General features: G+C 30.8%; 16 protein-coding genes, 7 tRNA genes, 2 rRNA genes, 1 pseudogene and 1 other annotated feature. All 26 genes and pseudogenes read left to right on the plus strand.

What is annotated here, in order from left to right; all coding sequences use genetic code 11:
- A 23S ribosomal RNA gene (locus C661_RS0119585) occupies positions 1–129 on the plus strand; the annotation flags it as partial.
- Between the two features lie 122 nt (positions 130–251).
- A 5S ribosomal RNA gene (rrf, locus tag C661_RS0119590) occupies positions 252–369 on the plus strand.
- A gap of 7 nt (positions 370–376) precedes the next feature.
- Positions 377–453: transfer RNA gene (locus tag C661_RS0119595), tRNA-Ile, on the plus strand.
- 5 nt (positions 454–458) lie between these two features.
- A tRNA-Ala gene (locus tag C661_RS0119600) sits at positions 459–534 on the plus strand.
- 182 nt (positions 535–716) lie between these two features.
- Positions 717–1,229, plus strand: a complete 513-nt coding sequence (locus C661_RS0119605) for an HD domain-containing protein (RefSeq protein WP_017417037.1) — start codon at positions 717–719, stop codon at positions 1,227–1,229.
- Positions 1,230–1,454: 225 nt separating this feature from the next.
- A complete protein-coding gene (locus tag C661_RS0119610) occupies positions 1,455–1,775 on the plus strand; it encodes a PadR family transcriptional regulator (protein ID WP_017417038.1) in 321 nt (106 codons plus the stop codon).
- Positions 1,776–1,777: 2 nt separating this feature from the next.
- Positions 1,778–2,461, plus strand: coding sequence for a DUF1048 domain-containing protein (locus C661_RS0119615; RefSeq protein WP_017417039.1), 684 nt, complete (start codon positions 1,778–1,780; stop codon positions 2,459–2,461).
- A gap of 199 nt (positions 2,462–2,660) precedes the next feature.
- A complete protein-coding gene (locus C661_RS0119620) occupies positions 2,661–3,188 on the plus strand; it encodes a transcription repressor NadR (RefSeq protein WP_017417040.1) in 528 nt (175 codons plus the stop codon).
- A gap of 115 nt (positions 3,189–3,303) precedes the next feature.
- Entirely contained in the window at positions 3,304–4,467 is a 1,164-nt protein-coding gene (locus tag C661_RS0119625) for a DUF362 domain-containing protein (protein WP_017417041.1), read from the plus strand.
- A 5-nt stretch (positions 4,468–4,472) separates the two neighbouring features.
- Entirely contained in the window at positions 4,473–7,175 is a 2,703-nt protein-coding gene (locus tag C661_RS0119630; RefSeq protein ID WP_017417042.1) for a UPF0182 family protein, read from the plus strand.
- Positions 7,176–7,196: 21 nt separating this feature from the next.
- Positions 7,197–8,591 carry an NAD(P)/FAD-dependent oxidoreductase gene (locus C661_RS0119635; protein WP_017417043.1) on the plus strand — a complete coding sequence of 465 codons (1,395 nt, stop codon included), beginning with the start codon at positions 7,197–7,199 and terminating at the stop codon, positions 8,589–8,591.
- A gap of 15 nt (positions 8,592–8,606) precedes the next feature.
- A complete protein-coding gene (locus tag C661_RS0119640; RefSeq protein ID WP_017417044.1) occupies positions 8,607–8,846 on the plus strand; it encodes a DUF1667 domain-containing protein in 240 nt (79 codons plus the stop codon).
- A 105-nt stretch (positions 8,847–8,951) separates the two neighbouring features.
- Positions 8,952–9,151: a binding site (T-box leader), on the plus strand.
- A 217-nt stretch (positions 9,152–9,368) separates the two neighbouring features.
- Complete coding sequence (gene serS, locus C661_RS0119645; RefSeq protein WP_017417045.1) at positions 9,369–10,649, plus strand: serine--tRNA ligase; 1,281 nt, start codon at positions 9,369–9,371, stop codon at positions 10,647–10,649.
- Between the two features lie 105 nt (positions 10,650–10,754).
- A tRNA-Ser gene (locus C661_RS0119650) sits at positions 10,755–10,845 on the plus strand.
- A 6-nt stretch (positions 10,846–10,851) separates the two neighbouring features.
- Positions 10,852–10,942 (plus strand) — tRNA-Ser (locus tag C661_RS0119655).
- A gap of 140 nt (positions 10,943–11,082) precedes the next feature.
- Positions 11,083–11,173 (plus strand) — tRNA-Ser (locus tag C661_RS0119660).
- 96 nt (positions 11,174–11,269) lie between these two features.
- Positions 11,270–11,360, plus strand: a tRNA-Ser gene (locus C661_RS0119665).
- Positions 11,361–11,374: 14 nt separating this feature from the next.
- Positions 11,375–11,451, plus strand: a tRNA-Arg gene (locus tag C661_RS0119670).
- Between the two features lie 222 nt (positions 11,452–11,673).
- Positions 11,674–12,090 (plus strand): annotated as a pseudogene (gene tnpA / locus C661_RS22380) (IS200/IS605 family transposase).
- 755 nt (positions 12,091–12,845) lie between these two features.
- On the plus strand, positions 12,846–14,117 hold the full coding sequence (locus C661_RS0119680; protein ID WP_017417046.1) for a M16 family metallopeptidase: 1,272 nt from the start codon (positions 12,846–12,848) through the stop codon (positions 14,115–14,117).
- A 108-nt stretch (positions 14,118–14,225) separates the two neighbouring features.
- A complete protein-coding gene (locus C661_RS0119685) occupies positions 14,226–14,735 on the plus strand; it encodes a hypothetical protein (RefSeq protein WP_192812677.1) in 510 nt (169 codons plus the stop codon).
- Positions 14,716–16,479, plus strand: coding sequence for a B12-binding domain-containing radical SAM protein (locus tag C661_RS0119690; RefSeq protein ID WP_017417048.1), 1,764 nt, complete (start codon positions 14,716–14,718; stop codon positions 16,477–16,479). Before C661_RS0119685 ends, C661_RS0119690 begins: the two co-directional genes overlap by 20 nt.
- Before the next feature lie 225 nt (positions 16,480–16,704).
- Positions 16,705–16,887 (plus strand): hypothetical protein, encoded by a 183-nt coding sequence (locus C661_RS0119695; RefSeq protein WP_017417049.1) that lies wholly within the window; start codon positions 16,705–16,707, stop codon positions 16,885–16,887.
- Positions 16,888–16,927: 40 nt separating this feature from the next.
- Positions 16,928–17,092 carry a hypothetical protein gene (locus C661_RS24085; protein WP_017417050.1) on the plus strand — a complete coding sequence of 55 codons (165 nt, stop codon included), beginning with the start codon at positions 16,928–16,930 and terminating at the stop codon, positions 17,090–17,092.
- Between the two features lie 51 nt (positions 17,093–17,143).
- Complete coding sequence (locus C661_RS23795; RefSeq protein ID WP_157785712.1) at positions 17,144–17,290, plus strand: hypothetical protein; 147 nt, start codon at positions 17,144–17,146, stop codon at positions 17,288–17,290.
- A 40-nt stretch (positions 17,291–17,330) separates the two neighbouring features.
- A complete protein-coding gene (locus tag C661_RS24090) occupies positions 17,331–17,495 on the plus strand; it encodes a hypothetical protein (protein WP_017417052.1) in 165 nt (54 codons plus the stop codon).
- The last annotated feature ends 44 nt before the right edge of the window (positions 17,496–17,539 follow it).

A 17,539-nucleotide genomic window follows, 5' to 3' on the forward strand; every position in this document is an offset into this window, starting at 1 on the left:
CCCTAAGATGAGATTTCCCATGGCGTAAGCCAGTAAGACTCCTGAAAGAACATCAGGTTGATAGGTTAGGGGTGTAAGCATGGTAACATGTTTAGCTGACTAATACTAATAAGTCGAGGGCTTGACCTAAGACATAATTTCACTGTGCAATTTTGAAAGAACAATAAACTGTTCTTAGAACATTAAAAAGCTGTTGACAAAATAAAAACAGCTTAGTATAATGTTAAATGTAAGGTGTCAAACATCTTAAATCTGGTGATGATGCGTTTAGAAGATACACCCGTTCCCATACCGAACACGAAGGTTAAGATCTAAACGGCCAAGAGTACTGCAAGGGAGACTTTGTGGGAGGGTAGGTGGTCGCCAGGTAATATATGGATCTTTAGCTCAGTTGGTTAGAGCAACCGGCTCATAACCGGTTGGTCCGGGGTTCGAGTCCCTGAAGGTCCACCATACTTGGGGGTATAGCTCAGTTGGGAGAGCACCTGCCTTGCACGCAGGGGGTCAAGAGTTCGAATCTCTTTATCTCCACCAAAAGCAATCCATTTGGATTGCTTTTTTACTTTATAAAAAAATAACTATTAGCCATAATAATCTATAGCTTTTTAATAATTAATAAATAGCTAGTAGTAAGAATGCTAATAATAAGAGCAAAATAACAATGAGTAAAGAATTTTAGAAGTACTAAACTAATTTATTTCTAAGGAGAGAAATGTATGGCAGTATATAGAATACAACAATTTGTTAAAGCTATCACTGCAAAAATAACAGAAGAAGATTTAGCTTTAATTAATAAGTATTTAAATCATAGTGAAATAGAGCTTTTCAATAAGTTACCCATATATGACAGAAAACACTCCATTAATGTAGCTAAGGATATTATGAGGGAAGTAAATAAAGAAAGCTTTAATAAAAACAATAAAGATTTCAACTATGAGACTTTAATAAAAGCTGCATTACTTCATGATATAGGAAAGTCCTATAAAAAGCTTAATCCAATAGATAAATCTGTATTAGTACTATTAAATAAATTTACTAAGGGAAAATTAAAGAACTATAGCAATTTTAAAAAGATTCATGTTTATTATAATCATGGAGAAGAGGGCTACAAGCTTTTAAAACATAAAAATTATAGTGATAAGTTTTTAGGTGTCATAAGAGATCACCATAAAAGAGATATAAGTTGTGATTACACTAAAATTATTAAGGAATATGATGATAAAAATTAATGATATAACCTCTAGGATATAATCTTACCAATAAGGTGGATCTATCCTAGAGGTTTTTATTTTGTACTTTTATATAATGGAAAAACCTCTTCAAACTTAAGTAGAGCAATTCATTGAAAAATTACATTACATATTTCATAAATCTACCAAAGGTGGTTGACTTTATAACTACTATGCAATACAATGTAGTTATAAGGTAACTTGTATTGCAAGGTAGGTGATATTGTGGCTAATAAAACGCAACTTCTTAAAGGCATTCTAGAAGGATGTATTCTTAAGATAATAAATGAAAAAGAAACCTATGGATATGAAATTGTTGAGAAGTTAAAAAATTACGGATTAGAAGATATAAGTGAAGGAAGTATATATCCACTTCTTATAAGACTGGAGAAAAATGAGTTTTTAAATTCTACAATGAAAGACTCTCCTTTTGGACCTAAAAGAAAATATTATAGCTTATCAGTAAAAGGTGAAGCAGAGTTAGAAAGCTTTAAAGATGCATGGAATTACCTAAGTAAGGTTGTAAGTAATATTATGGAGGATTAGTTATGGGGATAGTAAAAAATTATATAAAGGATACCAATATTCATAAGGAGAAGTTAGATAAGGAGTATAGAGTTATATTTGATGAGATTATGGTATACTTTAGAACTTCAGCTTTACCAGAGAAGGAAATAGAAGTTACCATACAGGATATTTTGAGTAGCTTCTTAGAAGCTCAAGAAGCAGGAAAAACTGTAGATGAAGTTATAGGGGGGAGCTATAAAGACTTTTGTGAAAATATAATAGAAGAACTAAAGAGCACACCAAAGGATAGGAAAAGAATTATATTGTCTAATATATCTATGTTATTTCTAATTTCTATAGTTCTTATTGCTACTGACTATATTTTATATTCTATAGAAGATTTTGTGAAAGACAGAACTATAATCTTTAATTATTCAGTAAGCTTAGATACTATATTACAAGTTTTTATAGCAGTTTTAGTAATATATGCATTTTTTAAGTATGTAAGAAGCAGTGGTGTAACTAAAAAAAGTACAAAAGCTAAATTGAAAGAAGGTGCTATTTTATATTTAGCAAGCTTAATTTTTATATCTATACAAATAGGAATTAAATATTTTAAGTTATTTAATTTTGAGGGAATAGTTTTATTAAATATAAACATATATATAATAATTCCTATTCTCTATATAATAATGAAGATATTTGATTATTTTTCCAATAAGTAATATAATTAATGAAAAATAATAAATAGAATTCTACTATATGCCCTTCTAGTTTAAAACTATAAGGGCTAAACTTATAATAATTTTATATAGCAGGAGAAATTCATTATATTATTTACCATTAAATGATAAAATATATTTATAGGCAAAAATACAAGTTTGTAGCACCAAATAGTACAAGAATTATTATATGGAGGAAAATATGAGTTCTAAAAGCCGTAGAGATAAAATAAGAGAATTGTTCATAAATAATAAAGAGCCTTTAAAGGGGCAAGTTTTAGCTGAAATGTTTAATGTAACAAGGCAAGTAATTGTAAAAGATATAGCTATCATAAGGGCAGAAGGGCTAAATATTATTGCTACCCCAGAAGGTTATATCACGCTAATAGATAATTCTAACGCCCTAAAGAGAGTTATAGCAGTAAGTCACTCTAAAAACCATATGGAAGATGAATTAAAAACTATTATAAAGTATGGTGCAACTATTGAAGATGTTATAGTTGAACATCCTCTTTATGGGGAAATAAAGGCAATGCTTATGATAAAAAACTTATTTGATTTGGAAAGCTTTGTAGAAAAGTTTCAGGATTATGCTGCAGAACCATTATCAGCTATAACAAATGGTGTGCACTTGCATACAATAAGTTGTGATAATGAAGATATTTTAAATAAAATTATCAATGAACTGAGCACAAAGGGATATTTAGCTGATGCTAAAGATAAAGATTAAAGAAAAATTTCCTATGAAGTAACTATAATTAACTAAGTATAAATAAAATACTTTTAATTTAAAAGTGTAATAAATTACTTTAATGTAGACATAAATAATTTTAGGGGGAAAGGCTTTGGAAAAGGTTGCATTATTAAAATGTGAAAGCTATGATGTAGATTTAATAGAAAGTAAGATTAGAGAAGGCTTTAAACTTCTTGGGGGAGAAAAGTTTTTAAGAGAACTAATTCCTCTAAATAGTAAGGTACTACTAAAACCTAACTTACTTAGTGTAGAGCATAAGGAATCTCCTGTAGTAACTCATTATGCTGTTTTTGAAGCAGTTATTAGGGTTATTAGGGAGTATAGTGACAATATAGTCTTTGGTGATTCTCCAGGGTTTGGCGATGGAAGAAAAGCAGCAGAAAAATGTGGACTTATAGCTGTTGCTGAAAAGTATAATGTAAGCTATGTAGACTTCAATGAAAGTGTAAATGCAAAGCTAGAAAATTCACTTCTATGTAAAACTTGGACTGTGGCCAAGGCACCTTATGAAGCAGATGTGGTTATAACATTACCTAAACTTAAAACTCATGCCATGGCTTACTTCACTGGCGCAATAAAAAACCAGTTTGGTTGCATACCAGGCACAGGAAAAGCCACTTGGCATACTAGGATGCCTAAAGCAGAAAACTTTTGCAAAATGCTTTTAGACCTAAATTCTGTAGTTAAAACTAGTTTTGCTATTATGGATGGTATAGTTGCAATGGAGGGAAATGGACCTAAATCAGGAAGTCCCTATAAGCTTAATACATTAATTATGGGAAGAAGTATTACTGCAGTGGATTCAACAGCTGTAAGGCTTATAGGCTATGATAATCCTTTAGATACACCAGTATTAAAGGAGGCTTATGATTCTGGATATGGACCAGTTTTACCAGAGGATATAGAAGTACTAGGAGAAAAATTAGAAAGCTTAAAAGCTAAGGATTTTGAACTTTGTAGGAAGGGTGGAGATTTTTATTTTATAAGTCCTAAGGTTACAAACTTTTTAAGAGAGCTTATTGCTCCTAGTCCGCACTTAATACCAGAGAAGTGTATTTCTTGCAGTAGATGCAAAAAAGTATGTCCAGAAAATCCAAAGGCAATAGAAATGACAGAGAAAAATGGTAAAAAGTATCCGGAGTGGGATATGAAAAAATGTATAAGATGCTTTTGTTGTCAAGAGTTATGCCCAGTGGGAGCAATTGAAACAAAACAAAGTTCTTTAGGAAAATTAATTAATAAGGGTAAGAGGTGATATGAGTGAAAACTAAAAAAATAGCAACGTCCATAATATTAGGAATTTTAGTAATTATAGCTATCCTTGCATCTAGTATAAATATAATCATTGATTATCAATGGTTTAAGGAATTAGGATATCTTTCTGTATACTTTACAAAAATTATGGCAGTATTAAAACTTACTGTTCCAGTATTTTTAGTTGTATTTATAGGAATAACCATTTATTATAGGAGTTTAATACCTAATATAAGAAAAATTAAAAAGGTAATTGAGATAGATAAGGTAAAAGAAAGAAGAAGCTTTAAGATTTTTCTTGTTATAAATTTTATAATTTCTATGGTATTCTCCATAGCTTTTTCTAGTGAGTATTGGTATAAGATATTAGAGTATACAAGCTCTACAGAATTTTCTTTAACGGACCCAATTTTTAACAAGGATATTTCTTTCTTTGTTTTTAAACTGCCATTAATTCAGTCGCTATATAATAGTTCAATATCCTTTATGATACTTTTAGTGGTGGGTACCTTTGTTATTTACATGATACTTACAGCAAAGGATAAAATGTTTAGTAAAAATGTACAAGTAGATGGAAGAAATATTAAAAATCTTACTAGCGGAATAACTTCCTTTGCAGGAAAACAATTAGCTGTAGTTGCTGCATTTATAATGCTTCTTATATCCCTTGGATACATGATAAGTGGATGGAACTTGGCTTACTCTCCAAGGGGAATTGTGTTTGGAGCAAGTTATACAGATGTAGCAGTATCTTTAAAATTCTTTAAGGTTATAACTATAGTAGCTTTAGTTGGAGCTTTCGTAGTGTTCTTTAGTATTATGGCTAAGAAGGCTAAACCTATTATAATTTCTGTAGTTTTAATTGTAATTTTAATGATTGGAGAAAATTTAGCAGCTGGAGTGGTTCAGAAGTTTATAGTTCAATCTAATGAAAAGTCTCTAGAAAAACCTTATATTGAACATAATATAAACTACACTAAAAAGGCTTTCAATATTGATGAAATAAAAGAAGAGAACTTTGAGATTAAGAATGAGTTAAGTAGTGAAAATTTAAAGGAAAATGAAGAAATAATAGATAACATTAAAGTTAACTCCTATAGACCAGCTCTAGAGTTTTATAATCAGTTTCAGTATATAAGATATTATTATAAGTTTAATGATATTGATATTGATAGATATAATATTAATGGTAAATATAATCAAGTATTTGTGGCAGCAAGAGAGTTAGATTTTGAAAAGTTAGATGATAACTCAATCACTTGGCAAAACAAACATTTAGCTTATACTCATGGCTATGGAGTTGTAATGAGTAAGGTTAATTCTGTTACTAGCGAAGGACAGCCAGACTTTATAATGAGTAATATACCAATTTCAAATGAAACCAATATACCAATTGAAAACCCAAGAATTTATTTTGGTGAGGGTTCTAACGACTATAGCATTGTAAACACTAAACTTGGAGAACTTGATTATCCAGTTGGTGGTGAAAATGCTACTAATAACTATGATGGCAATGCAGGAATAAAAATGACTTTCCTAAATAAGCTTATTTTTGCATTAAAAGAACAAAATCCTAAGTTTATATTATCTAATGATATAACTAGTGACAGTAAAATAATTCTTCATAAAAATGTTATGGAAAGAGTTAATAAAATAGCTCCATTCTTAAGATATGACAAAGATCCTTATGTTGTTATAAGTGATAATAGACTTTACTGGATAGTAGATGGGTATACTACTTCAGATAAGTTTCCATTCTCTCAACCTATGGATGGCATTAACTATATAAGAAACTCAGTTAAAGTAGTTATTGATGCTTATAATGGGGACACTAATTTTTATGTAGTTGATGAAAGTGATCCTATTGCAATGACTTATTCAAAAATATTTCCAGAGCTTTTCAAGAAGAGCAGCGAACTTTCTGAGGATTTAAAAGCTCACTTTAGATATCCAGAGGATTTATTTACAATTCAATCTAATGTATTATCTAAATATCATGTATCAGATCCAGGAGTGTTTTATAATGGTGATGATGTATGGTCTATGGCTGAGGATAAAGAAAAAGTGGAAGCTGAACAGAAGTTTAATGAAGCAGATTATGTTACTATGAAGTTACCAAATGAAAGTAAACAAGAGATGGTAATTTTAGAGTACTTTAATACTAAGGGTAGAGATAACATGGTTGCTATGTATGGGGCTAGAATGGATGGAGAAAACTATGGAAAGATGTTCCTATATAAGTTTCCAACAGGAGGAACAATATATAGCCCAATGCTATTTAAGCAAAAGATAAATCAGGACCCAGTTATTTCTAAAGAGTTATCTCTTTGGGATACAAAAGGCTCCGAAGTTCAATTTGGAGATATATTAATAGTACCAATAGAAAATTCGCTATTATATGTAGAGCCACTTTATCTTAGAGCTTCAGGTGATAAGAGTATACCAGAGATGAAAAATGTTATAGTTGGTTATGGGGATAAGCTAGTATTAGCTCCTAATATAGAAACTGCTCTAAAGAATATTTTTAATATTAAAGATGAGAGTGGTAGCAAACCAAATACTCCAGGGCAACCTGTAGTAACAGGAGATATGAACAAGATTAAGGAAATCTATAGTAAGGCCATAGAAGCTCAAAAAAGTGGTGATTGGGCAAAATATGGTGAATATATAACTGAACTTGGAAACTTAATCAACAGTTTATCACAATAACTGACCTTATTGGAGGATACTATGGATTATGATATATTAATACTAGGTGGGGGCATCATAGGTTGTGCCCTTGCCTATGAACTTTCAAAATACAACTTAAATATTGCAGTATTAGAGAAGGATTATGATATAGGAAGTGACACTGCTTTAATAAATACAGCAACTATTTATGATGGATTAGAGAGTGAAGATGAACTATCTTCAAAACTTATAAGAAAAGGCAATTTAATGATAGAGGAATATGCAAGTAAATTTAATGTGCCTTATAAAAGATGTGGTTCTATTTATATTGCTAAGGATAAAGAGCAAGAAGAGTTTATTGATAGCATGTATAAAAGAGCTCAAAAGAAAAAAATAGAAGATGTAAAACTTTTAGAGGGCGAGGATATCTTTAAATTAGAGCCAAGTTTAGATAAAGATATAAAAAAGATACTTTATATTCCTAATACAGGAGTACTTCGTTCCTATGACCTTGCATTAGCCTATGGGGAAATTGCTTTTGATAATGGGGTAAAGTTTAAGCTTGAAGAAGAAGTAGAAAGCATAGAAAAACTTACTAAAGGCTTTAAAGTAGAAACAAATAAGAATAAGTTTACTTGTAAGATTGTAATAAACACTACACTAGATGAGAAGCTAACTAGAGGTTATGATAATAAGCCAGAAAGAACATACAATAAGAATTACTTAAAATATATTATGCTGGATAAAAAGTATGAAAAGCTATATTCTAATATAATCTTTGATATAAAGGGGAAAGAAAGAATTTATATTAGGCCTACCATAGCTGGTGAAATTATTGGTGCATACAGTAATGATAAAAATGTAAGCTATGATAAGGTTATAAAAAGATTATCCCCTGTGCTAAAATCAATAGATAGCAATAGAATAAAGATGGTGCTAGATTGGCACCTATTTGATGAACCAGTGAGAATTGATAATAATGTGGATGAAAATGGTTATATCAATGTAGAGATTAGACACTATGGTCAAGTTACCATGACCCCAGCTTTAGCCCTTAATATTTGTAATTTAGTAGTTGGAAATTTAAATTGTAAGTTAAAGAAGGACTTCATTGACAAAAGAAGAGAATACTATAAATTTAAAGAGCTTTCCAATGATGAAAGAAATGAAATAATTAGGGTAGATAAAAAGTATGGAAAAGTAATATGTGCCTGTGAAAGCATTACTGAGGGTGAGATTGTAGATGCTATAAGAAGACCCTTAGGAGCTAGAACCTTAGAAGGCATCAAGAGAAGGACTGGAGCAGGTTTTGGAAGCTGTAGAGGTTGTTACTGTAATGAGCAGATAATTTCCATACTAGCAAGAGAAACAGGAAAGAAAATAACAGAGATTGTTAAGCACTCTAAAAACTCTAGGATTATTCTAGGAAGAATAAAAGAATTTGATACTATGTAAGGAATGATTAGTTTGATGAGCGATAAAGATATATTAACTAGTATAGTTAGAGTAAAGGGTTCTTCAATACATGATGTGATGCCAGTAAAGAGTTCTAAACCTATAGATAAGGAACTTTGGATAGAATGTTCTAAAGCTTTAAGTAGAATTCATGTAGGTCCTCCTATGAATATTGGAGACATAGTGTGCAAGAATATCTTAAATACTGGAATAGATATTATATGTACTAAAAATATACCAAGAGATAAGAAATGATTTTATAATAAGTCATTGACAAATCCTAGGTAAGATAATAAAATTTATATAAAATATAAGTATTTGTATAGATTTTGGCATAAAATTTATACTAATAATAAAATAGTTAAACCATAGAAGAGAATAGTAACAGTAATATAGTGTTAAAGAGAGTCAGTATTTGGTGGAAGCTGATACACTTTATGTTGTGAATCCGCCTCTGAGGGACTGTGATGAGCAGTACGGCAATGTCGTTAAATTATTAAGAGGAATAAGTATTTTACTTATTCAATTAGGGTGGTAACGCGGAGTCTTTCGTCCCTTTGGGGACGAGAGGCTCTTTTTGTTTTATTTAAGGACACTTTATAAGGATAACCCTGTATATTTTACAGGGAAGGCTTTGGCAAAAGAATAAGCTTTTGGGGAAATTTAATTTCCTTCAAAGTCCATCTTAAAAGTGACTTGTTCTGTAATAAACTATTTTTATAAAAAATCTTGTAAAATAAACTTTAAATAAGTATATAAAGCATAGGAGGAATAGATATGTTAGATTTAAAAAGAATAAGAAATAACCCAGATGAAATTAAAGCAGGACTACTTGGAAGAAGTAAGGATTTTAATGTTTCCTTAGTAGATGAAGTAATAGGGTTAGATGAAAAAAGAAGAGGAATTCTAGTAGAAGTAGAAAACTTAAAGAGCAGAAGAAACCAAGTATCTTCAGAAATACCAAAGCGTAAAAAAGCAGGGGAAGATGTAGCTCCTATAATGGCAGAAATGAAGAAGTTAGGAGAAGATGTTAAAGCTTTTGATACTGAGGTAGCTGAAATAGATGAAAAAATTAAGAATATATTATTAAGCTTTCCAAACATTCCAAATGGGGATGTACCAGAAGGAGCTTCTGATGCAGATAATGTAGAGGTTAGAAAGTGGGGAGAACCAACAAGCTTTGGCTTTGAACCACAAGCCCATTGGGATCTAGGAACGAACTTAAATGTATTCGATTGGGAAAGAGCAGGTAAAATAACTGGTTCAAGGTTTACTGTATACAAGGGACTAGGTGCAAAACTTGAAAGGGCTATAATAAGCTACTTCTTAGACACTCATACAGAGGAAAGTGGATACACAGAAATATTACCTCCATTTATGGTAAATAGGGATAGTATGATGGGAACAGGACAGCTTCCAAAATTTGAGGAAGATGCTTTTAAGGTTACAGATACAGATTACTTCTTAATTCCTACAGCAGAAGTGCCAGTAACTAACCTTTATAGAGATGAAATATTAAATGGTGCAGAGCTTCCAATAAAGCACGCTGCTTACAGTGCTTGCTTTAGAGCAGAAGCTGGATCAGCAGGAAGAGATACTAGAGGTCTTATAAGACAGCATCAATTTAATAAAGTTGAATTAGTTAAGGTTACAAAGCCAGAACAATCCTATGAGGAGCTTGAAAAATTAACTAGAGATGCAGAAAAGGTACTTCAAGGTTTAGGACTTCCATATAGAGTAGTTAAGCTTTGTAAAGGTGATTTAGGCTTCTCTTCAGCTACAACTTACGATATAGAAGTTTGGATGCCAAGCTACAATAAATATGTAGAAATATCAAGCTGTAGCAACTTTGAAGATTTCCAAGCAAGACGTGCTAATATAAAATACAAGGAAACTCCAAAGGATAAACCAAACTTTGCTCATACACTAAATGGATCAGGGGTTGCGGTAGGAAGAACAGTAGCTGCAATTCTTGAAAATTACCAAAATGAAGATGGAACAATAACAATACCAGAAGTTTTAAGACCATATATGGCTGGAAGAACTATAATAAAATAATTAAAAAGTAAAAACTAAATGTAGGTAAAATTACTTTAAATTTCATAAAAAAATCTGTTGACTAAAGTCATTAAAGTTGTTATAATAGTCTTTGTCAGCAGACATGGAGAGATGGTCGAGTTGGTTTAAGGCACCGGTCTTGAAAACCGGCGTACGTGTGAGCGTACCGTGGGTTCGAATCCCACTCTCTCCGCCAATATTCGGAGAAATACTCAAGTGGCCGAAGAGGCGCCCCTGCTAAGGGCGTAGGTCGGGTAACCGGCGCGAGGGTTCAAATCCCTCTTTCTCCGCCAGGGATGCTCTAAGCTAGAGCATCTTTGATTTTGTTTTAACACCCTATTCATCATCACTTGATTAGTGATGTTAAAATAAATTAAATAAAAACATTGACATGGTATTGAGATTTTGATAAAATAACTATGTCAAATGATACGGAGAGATGGTCGAGTTGGTTTAAGGCACCGGTCTTGAAAACCGGCGTACGTGTGAGCGTACCCAGGGTTCGAATCCCTGTCTCTCCGCCATTTTTTTACTGTAAAATACTTAAGGCTTAAACTTAGTATTTTTTTCTTTTATATAAAGAAATTTTACTTTATAAATATTTTTAATAACTTAGGCATGGAGAAATACTCAAGAGGCCGAAGAGGCGCCCCTGCTAAGGGCGTAGGTCGGGTAACCGGCGCGAGGGTTCAAATCCCTCTTTCTCCGCCACCAAAACCTAATATGCGGCGGTAGCTCAGTTGGATAGAGTAGCTGGCTACGAACCAGTTGGTCGGGAGTTCGAATCTTCTCCGCCGCACCATGAAAATCAAGACTTGAAGTAATTCAAGTCTTGATTTTTTTGTGTAACAAAGTAAACCACTTGCTAAGCAAGTGGAAGACAAAGTCTTATGCCGTTAAGTAAAAAAACTCCTATGCTAAAATAAAAGCAGGTCTAGCTAGTCGCAAATATTAAAACATAGGAGGTCATCTAATGAAAGACACAAATATTTTATCCTATACAACATAGAACTACAAGTATCATATAGTTTTTATACCAAATACCGTAGGCAAGTGATATACGGAAGAATTAAAGTTTATATAGGTAAAATACTTAGAAAGTTATGTGAGCATAAATGTATGAAGATTATAGAGGCAAATGCATGTTTAGATTACATACATATTATAGTTAGCATTCCACCTAAAATTAGCGTAATTCAATTTATGAGATACCTAAAGGGAAAAAGTTCGCTAATGATATTTGATAGACATGCAAAGTTAAAGTATAAGTACGAGAAGAGACAGTCTTGGTGTAAAGGATATTATATAGATACAGTAGGGAGAAATAAAAACGCAATTGAAAAGTATATAAATAAACCAACTACAAGAAGGTATTACTGATGATCAAATAAGTTTAAAAGAATTTATTGACCCGTTTACGGGTGGTCTTGACTCTTTTTAAAATTCCTAACAAATACAAATGCTAATATAAGGACATCATCTGGACTTTAGAAGTCTTGTTATTTTATAAATTCTCTTAAAAGTTCTTTAGAAATTTAAGACATAAAAAACGCTTTATTACAATTATTGTAAATATTTTCACCTGAATTATTGTCAAGAAAGAGCACTTTTTTATTTACACAAAATATTTTACAGACTCTCCAATAACACAATTCTTGTAAATTCATATCTTAGAAGTATAGATTATACAAGCACTCATAAAAATTTTAAATAGTTTATCCTTTTAATCCTCATATAACCGATTATGTTCTATAACTCATCATTTTTCTTACTAAATGATTTTGATGAGTTACTAATCAATTAAGTTTTTCATTTACTTAATTGATTATACATAGATTTCACAATGAGCACCAATTTCATTTACGGTTTTATCCTCCTGTAAAACTTCAAGTACAATTTTAACTTTTCACCCAGATTTGAAACTTTTTCTCGCTTTCAGAATAATAGTGCAACCTGAGGTAGCATATTTGTGTGTCTGAGTTATTTATATCATTATAAGGAAAATAAATATACATATACTATGTCAAAATATGTTGTAAAAATATTTTGACATAATATTCGCAATAGTATATATTATGAAATATATTATATTTTATACATTTGAGTATAAAAATGTAAATTAGAATATTATTATTGGTTGTTGACTATAGGGTATTAGTAGTTAATAAGTAAACTTTTGTAGATTAGGAGATATATATGTTTGATGTAGTAACTTATTATTTGAGCAATGGAATGAGAATTATGTTACACAGGGAAAAAGGCACTAGAGTAGTAAAGACTGGAGTTATTGTAAATCAGGGAAGCATGCACGAGGAGGATAAATCAAATGGTATTTCACATTTTATAGAACATATGATATTTGCTCAATATGAGAATAATTTAGATATACAAAGCTATGTAAATGATTTGTACTCATTTGGAGCTAAATATAATGCTACAACCTATAAGGCTAATACGATGTATTATATTAGTGGGCTGTCTGATGGTGTGGAAACTTATTTGCGAATATTAAAAGACTTGGTGTTTAAGCCAAAACCTTTTGAGATCACAACTTTGAATCGCGAAAAAAGTGTAGTTGAGAGAGAATTAGTATCTTTTTACTCATCTTTTAATCAAATATCGGATAGGAGTTTACAAGCATTGTTTGGGGAAAGAGGCATTGGGAGGATTATTGTTGGGAAAAAAGAGAATATTAAAAATTTTACTCTTGATCAAATTAACGAAAAAGTAAAAAATACATATACGCCTGAAAATTCGGCTCTTGTTGTTTTTGGTGATATTGATTATTACGAAATGCAGAAGCTTATTGAAGATCTGTTTGGTGAATTAGATGATATTAAAACTATCCAACATCATGAAAATGTTCAACAGTCACCGAGCATTTATTTTAACCCTAATTATAAAGGTGAACATTCTATCGTTTCGGTCTGTTATAGAAAGATTACTAATGAAAATTCAGCTCTAATGGAAAATGTACTCGCATTATTATTATGTTCTCTTTGTGATCCTACATTATCTAATAGAATAGCCTATAGATTAAGGATGGATACTGGTTTATCGTATAAAGTAGGAGGTTTTATAAAAACTCTTAATGAATTTTATGCATCTGGAATAACTGCTGTTGCAAAAAATATAGATATTCCAGAGGTTGTTAAGATTATGATACAAAATCTAAATGAAATTCGGGAAACAGGATTTTCAGATGATGAGTTGCTTAGAGTTAAAAAAAATATAATTTACCAAAAGCTTGCTGCAAGAAATGATATGTCTACACAAGCTGATTTATTGCTGAATATGTCTATGAAGCCTATGATTTATTCTCCTGAGAATGAGATTAGGATCATTGAGAAGTTATCAAGGGATGATGTAAATAGGTGTGTGTATGACTTGTTGAATCCAGACAATTTTGGACTAGCATGTATAGGCAACTGTAATATTGATCAAGCAATTAAAGAGTTTTCTTTTTAGAGAAGGAAGGAGAAGATAATGAGTCAACTTATAACAACTGTAACATTTGGTAGTCGCATTGGGGACAAGTTTGATGAAGAAATAGATGCGAAAATAGTTTCAAATATTATGTCGTATATATATAGTGATAGAAAAACTGTTAAACAGATTTCAAGGAAGTTAAATATGCATCTTATTAGGACAACCCTCTATTTGGATTATCTGGTAAGAGAAGGTATGGTTTCATGTATAGAAGAAGAAAGTTCCTTTGGTGTCGAACGATATTTCTTTATTGAAAAAGAAAGTGAAGATGTCAAAGTACAGACAAGAGTTCGAGGTGAAAATGCACTAATTCAAATTGCTAACGAAATGGGAGAAAAAACAAAAGATATTATTGTTTCATTGAGTAAGGAAGATAAAAAGAGTATTTCTTACACTATATCAATGTTATCTGATGAAGATGTGGAAGAAATTATGATGGCTAAGAAGAAGATGGATGATCTAATGAATAGTCTTGAATCAAAATCAAATGAAGCAAAAACAAAATCTAGTCGTTATATCCTCATGTCTACATTTGCTCCTTACAAGTTTGAATCTGATAAGGAGGAAGAAGTTAGTTGTGAAAATAATACTAATTGATAGCATAAGCATTGTAAAGGTTAGGCTTGAGCCTCAGCTAGGACCATTGATCATTAGGGATTTATTAAAGGAAGAACATGATGTTGAACTTATCAGTTTTACAACTAAAATAGCTAACAATCAATTAGAATTAAAGAAATCGATTAATGATAATATTATAGAATTTTCAAAGGAAATAATTCAAAAAAGACCAGATGTAGTCACGTTCTATACTATGTGTGATTCTTTTTATTACTCGTTACGAATTGCTGAGAGGATTAAAAAGTTACAATCAAATATAATTATTATCTTTGCAGGACCTCATGCGACATTATTAGCTGAGGAGTGTTTGAATGAGTTTTGGTTTATTGACTATATTGGTTTAGGGGAAGGAGAAAAAACTGTTCTTCCGTTAATGAATGCAATTGAGAAAAATTATGGATTTGAAAAATTGGAAGGAATCGCATTTCGTAAATATAATAAGGTTATTATTAACAAACAGAAAAATTTTATTGATAATGAAGAATTGGGAAATTATACACCATATGATTACAAGCCTTATTTAGTAGAAAAAATGAAAGTAATAAGCATTGAAGGTGGGCGTGGTTGTCCTTTTAATTGCTCTTTTTGTAGTACAAGCAAGTTTTGGGGGCGAAGATATAGAATAAAACCTGTTGAGGTACTTATGAAAGAAATGAAGTTATTAAATGAAAAGTACGGTTTTCGTTATTTTACAATTCAACATGATATGTTTACTGCAAATAAGGAACATATTGTAAATTTTTGCAATTTTATGTTGGAAGATGGTAATGGCTATTTCTGGGGATGTTCATCAAGAATTGATGTTTTAGACAAATCGTTAATTCAATTGATGGCTGATGCAAAGTGTAAAAATTTATTTCTTGGTATTGAATCAGGGTCGCCAAAAATGCAGAAAAGCTTAAATAAAAATTTAGATTTAAATAATGTTCTCGACAAAGTTAGATTCATTGAACAGGTAGGAATTAAATCCACTTTGTCATTTATTTATGGTTTTCCTGATGAAAAAATAGAAGACTTTAAAATGACTATTGATTTAATAGAGCAATTGTTCATAAATAGAATTAACAATATATCTCTTCATATGTTTATGCCATTACCAAAAACTAATGAAACTAAAAAGATTGTTGACCATTTATATTTTGATGAAAAATGTATAGAACCATCAATTTTTATAAAAGGTCTTTATACAAAAGGTGATTTTGATTACATAAAAGAGCACAAAGAAGTATTTTTACAATTCTTTAGTTTCAAAAGTGAAATAAGAGAGAAGTATTCTAAATTTCCTCTATTGTTATCTGTTTTAAGAAATTCATTTAACGTGTTTACAGCATGTATTATTTATTTAATCAAAAAAATGGGATTAGTTAAGTTATATGAAAAGTATCAAGACGATATTATAAGGTTAGATTATATTATTCAGGATAAAATGTTTCAAGAAGATAAATGGGTTTTAATTAAAAAGCAGTATGAATTCATTGAAAACATATTGGATAGAGAGTTTGAGAATGAAATAAATTCTGAATATAAGCAGGTTTATTTGTTTGAAAAACTGATAATGAAATCTAAAATAAATATCAATTCAAATTCAGAAATCTATGAGTTTGATTATGATGTTTTTGAAGCAAGGAATAATTTCAACTTTATTCGTCGTAAAACATTGGCAAGGATTTTGAATGAAGGAGATAATAATGTGCGCGTTGCTAAGCTAAGTATAAAAAAATAGAACAGAGCAACAAGGAGACCTGGATAAGTGGTATAACCTCCAGAATTAATAAGTAACATGAAAACTGACCACAATTTCAAAAGTTACTTTTTAATTTAGGGGCGCACAGCGTTGCATTTTTATATGTAACTAGTAAGTGCTTTTTTAAAAAATTAATCTAAAGGAAATATGTGACATCAATTGGGGATTATGGGAAGCTATTACTAATAAAGGAGGTGAGATTTTATGAATAAGAAAATGCAAGTTAAGGGTGCATCTCAATTGAAGGATACGTCTCAAGTTAAAGATACATCTGATTTGAAGCCAAAGGATTTATGTGATGAAACAGAAATAATTGAAGAAGCAACCTTTGATGTTTCAAGCGATGAAGGTGATAACTCTTTTACTGTTGATATTATAATAGACTAATCAAGAGTAAAAAATAAAATTTATTAAGGGGGAAACAAAAATGGAAGATAAAAAAATTAAAGATGAAAAAGTTAAGGATGAAAAAATTAAGAATGAAATGATTATTGAAAAGGAAGACCAAGTAGTGACAGTTGAAGAAGGATTTGATGTAGATACTACAGAGGGTGATGATGCTATTACTATAGCATGTCTAGTTAAAGATTAGTTCTATAAGCATATAAATTTGTTGCTGTAAAAGACGTGTGCTAGTACACCTATGAATAAGAAAACGCAATTAAAAGGTACATCTCAATTGAAGCCAAAGGATTTATGTGATGAAACAGAAATAATTGAAGAAGCAACCTTTGATGTTTCAAGCGATGAAGGTGATAACTCTTTTACTGTTGATATTATAATAGACTAATCAAGAGTAAAAAATAAAATTTATTAAGGGGGAAACAAAAATGGAAGATAAAAAAATTAAAGATGAAAAAGTTAAGGATGAAAAAATTAAAAATGAAATGATTATTGAAAAGGAAGACCAAGTAGTGACAGTTGAAGAAGGATTTGATGTAGATACTACAGAGGGTGATGATGCTATTACTATAGCATGTCTAGTTAAAAGTTAGTTCTATAAGCATATAGGTTTGTTGATGTAAAAGACGTGCACTAG

The organism is Clostridium tunisiense TJ (assembly GCF_000300195.1).
GTDB classification, from domain to species: domain Bacteria; phylum Bacillota; class Clostridia; order Clostridiales; family Clostridiaceae; genus Clostridium_J; species Clostridium_J tunisiense.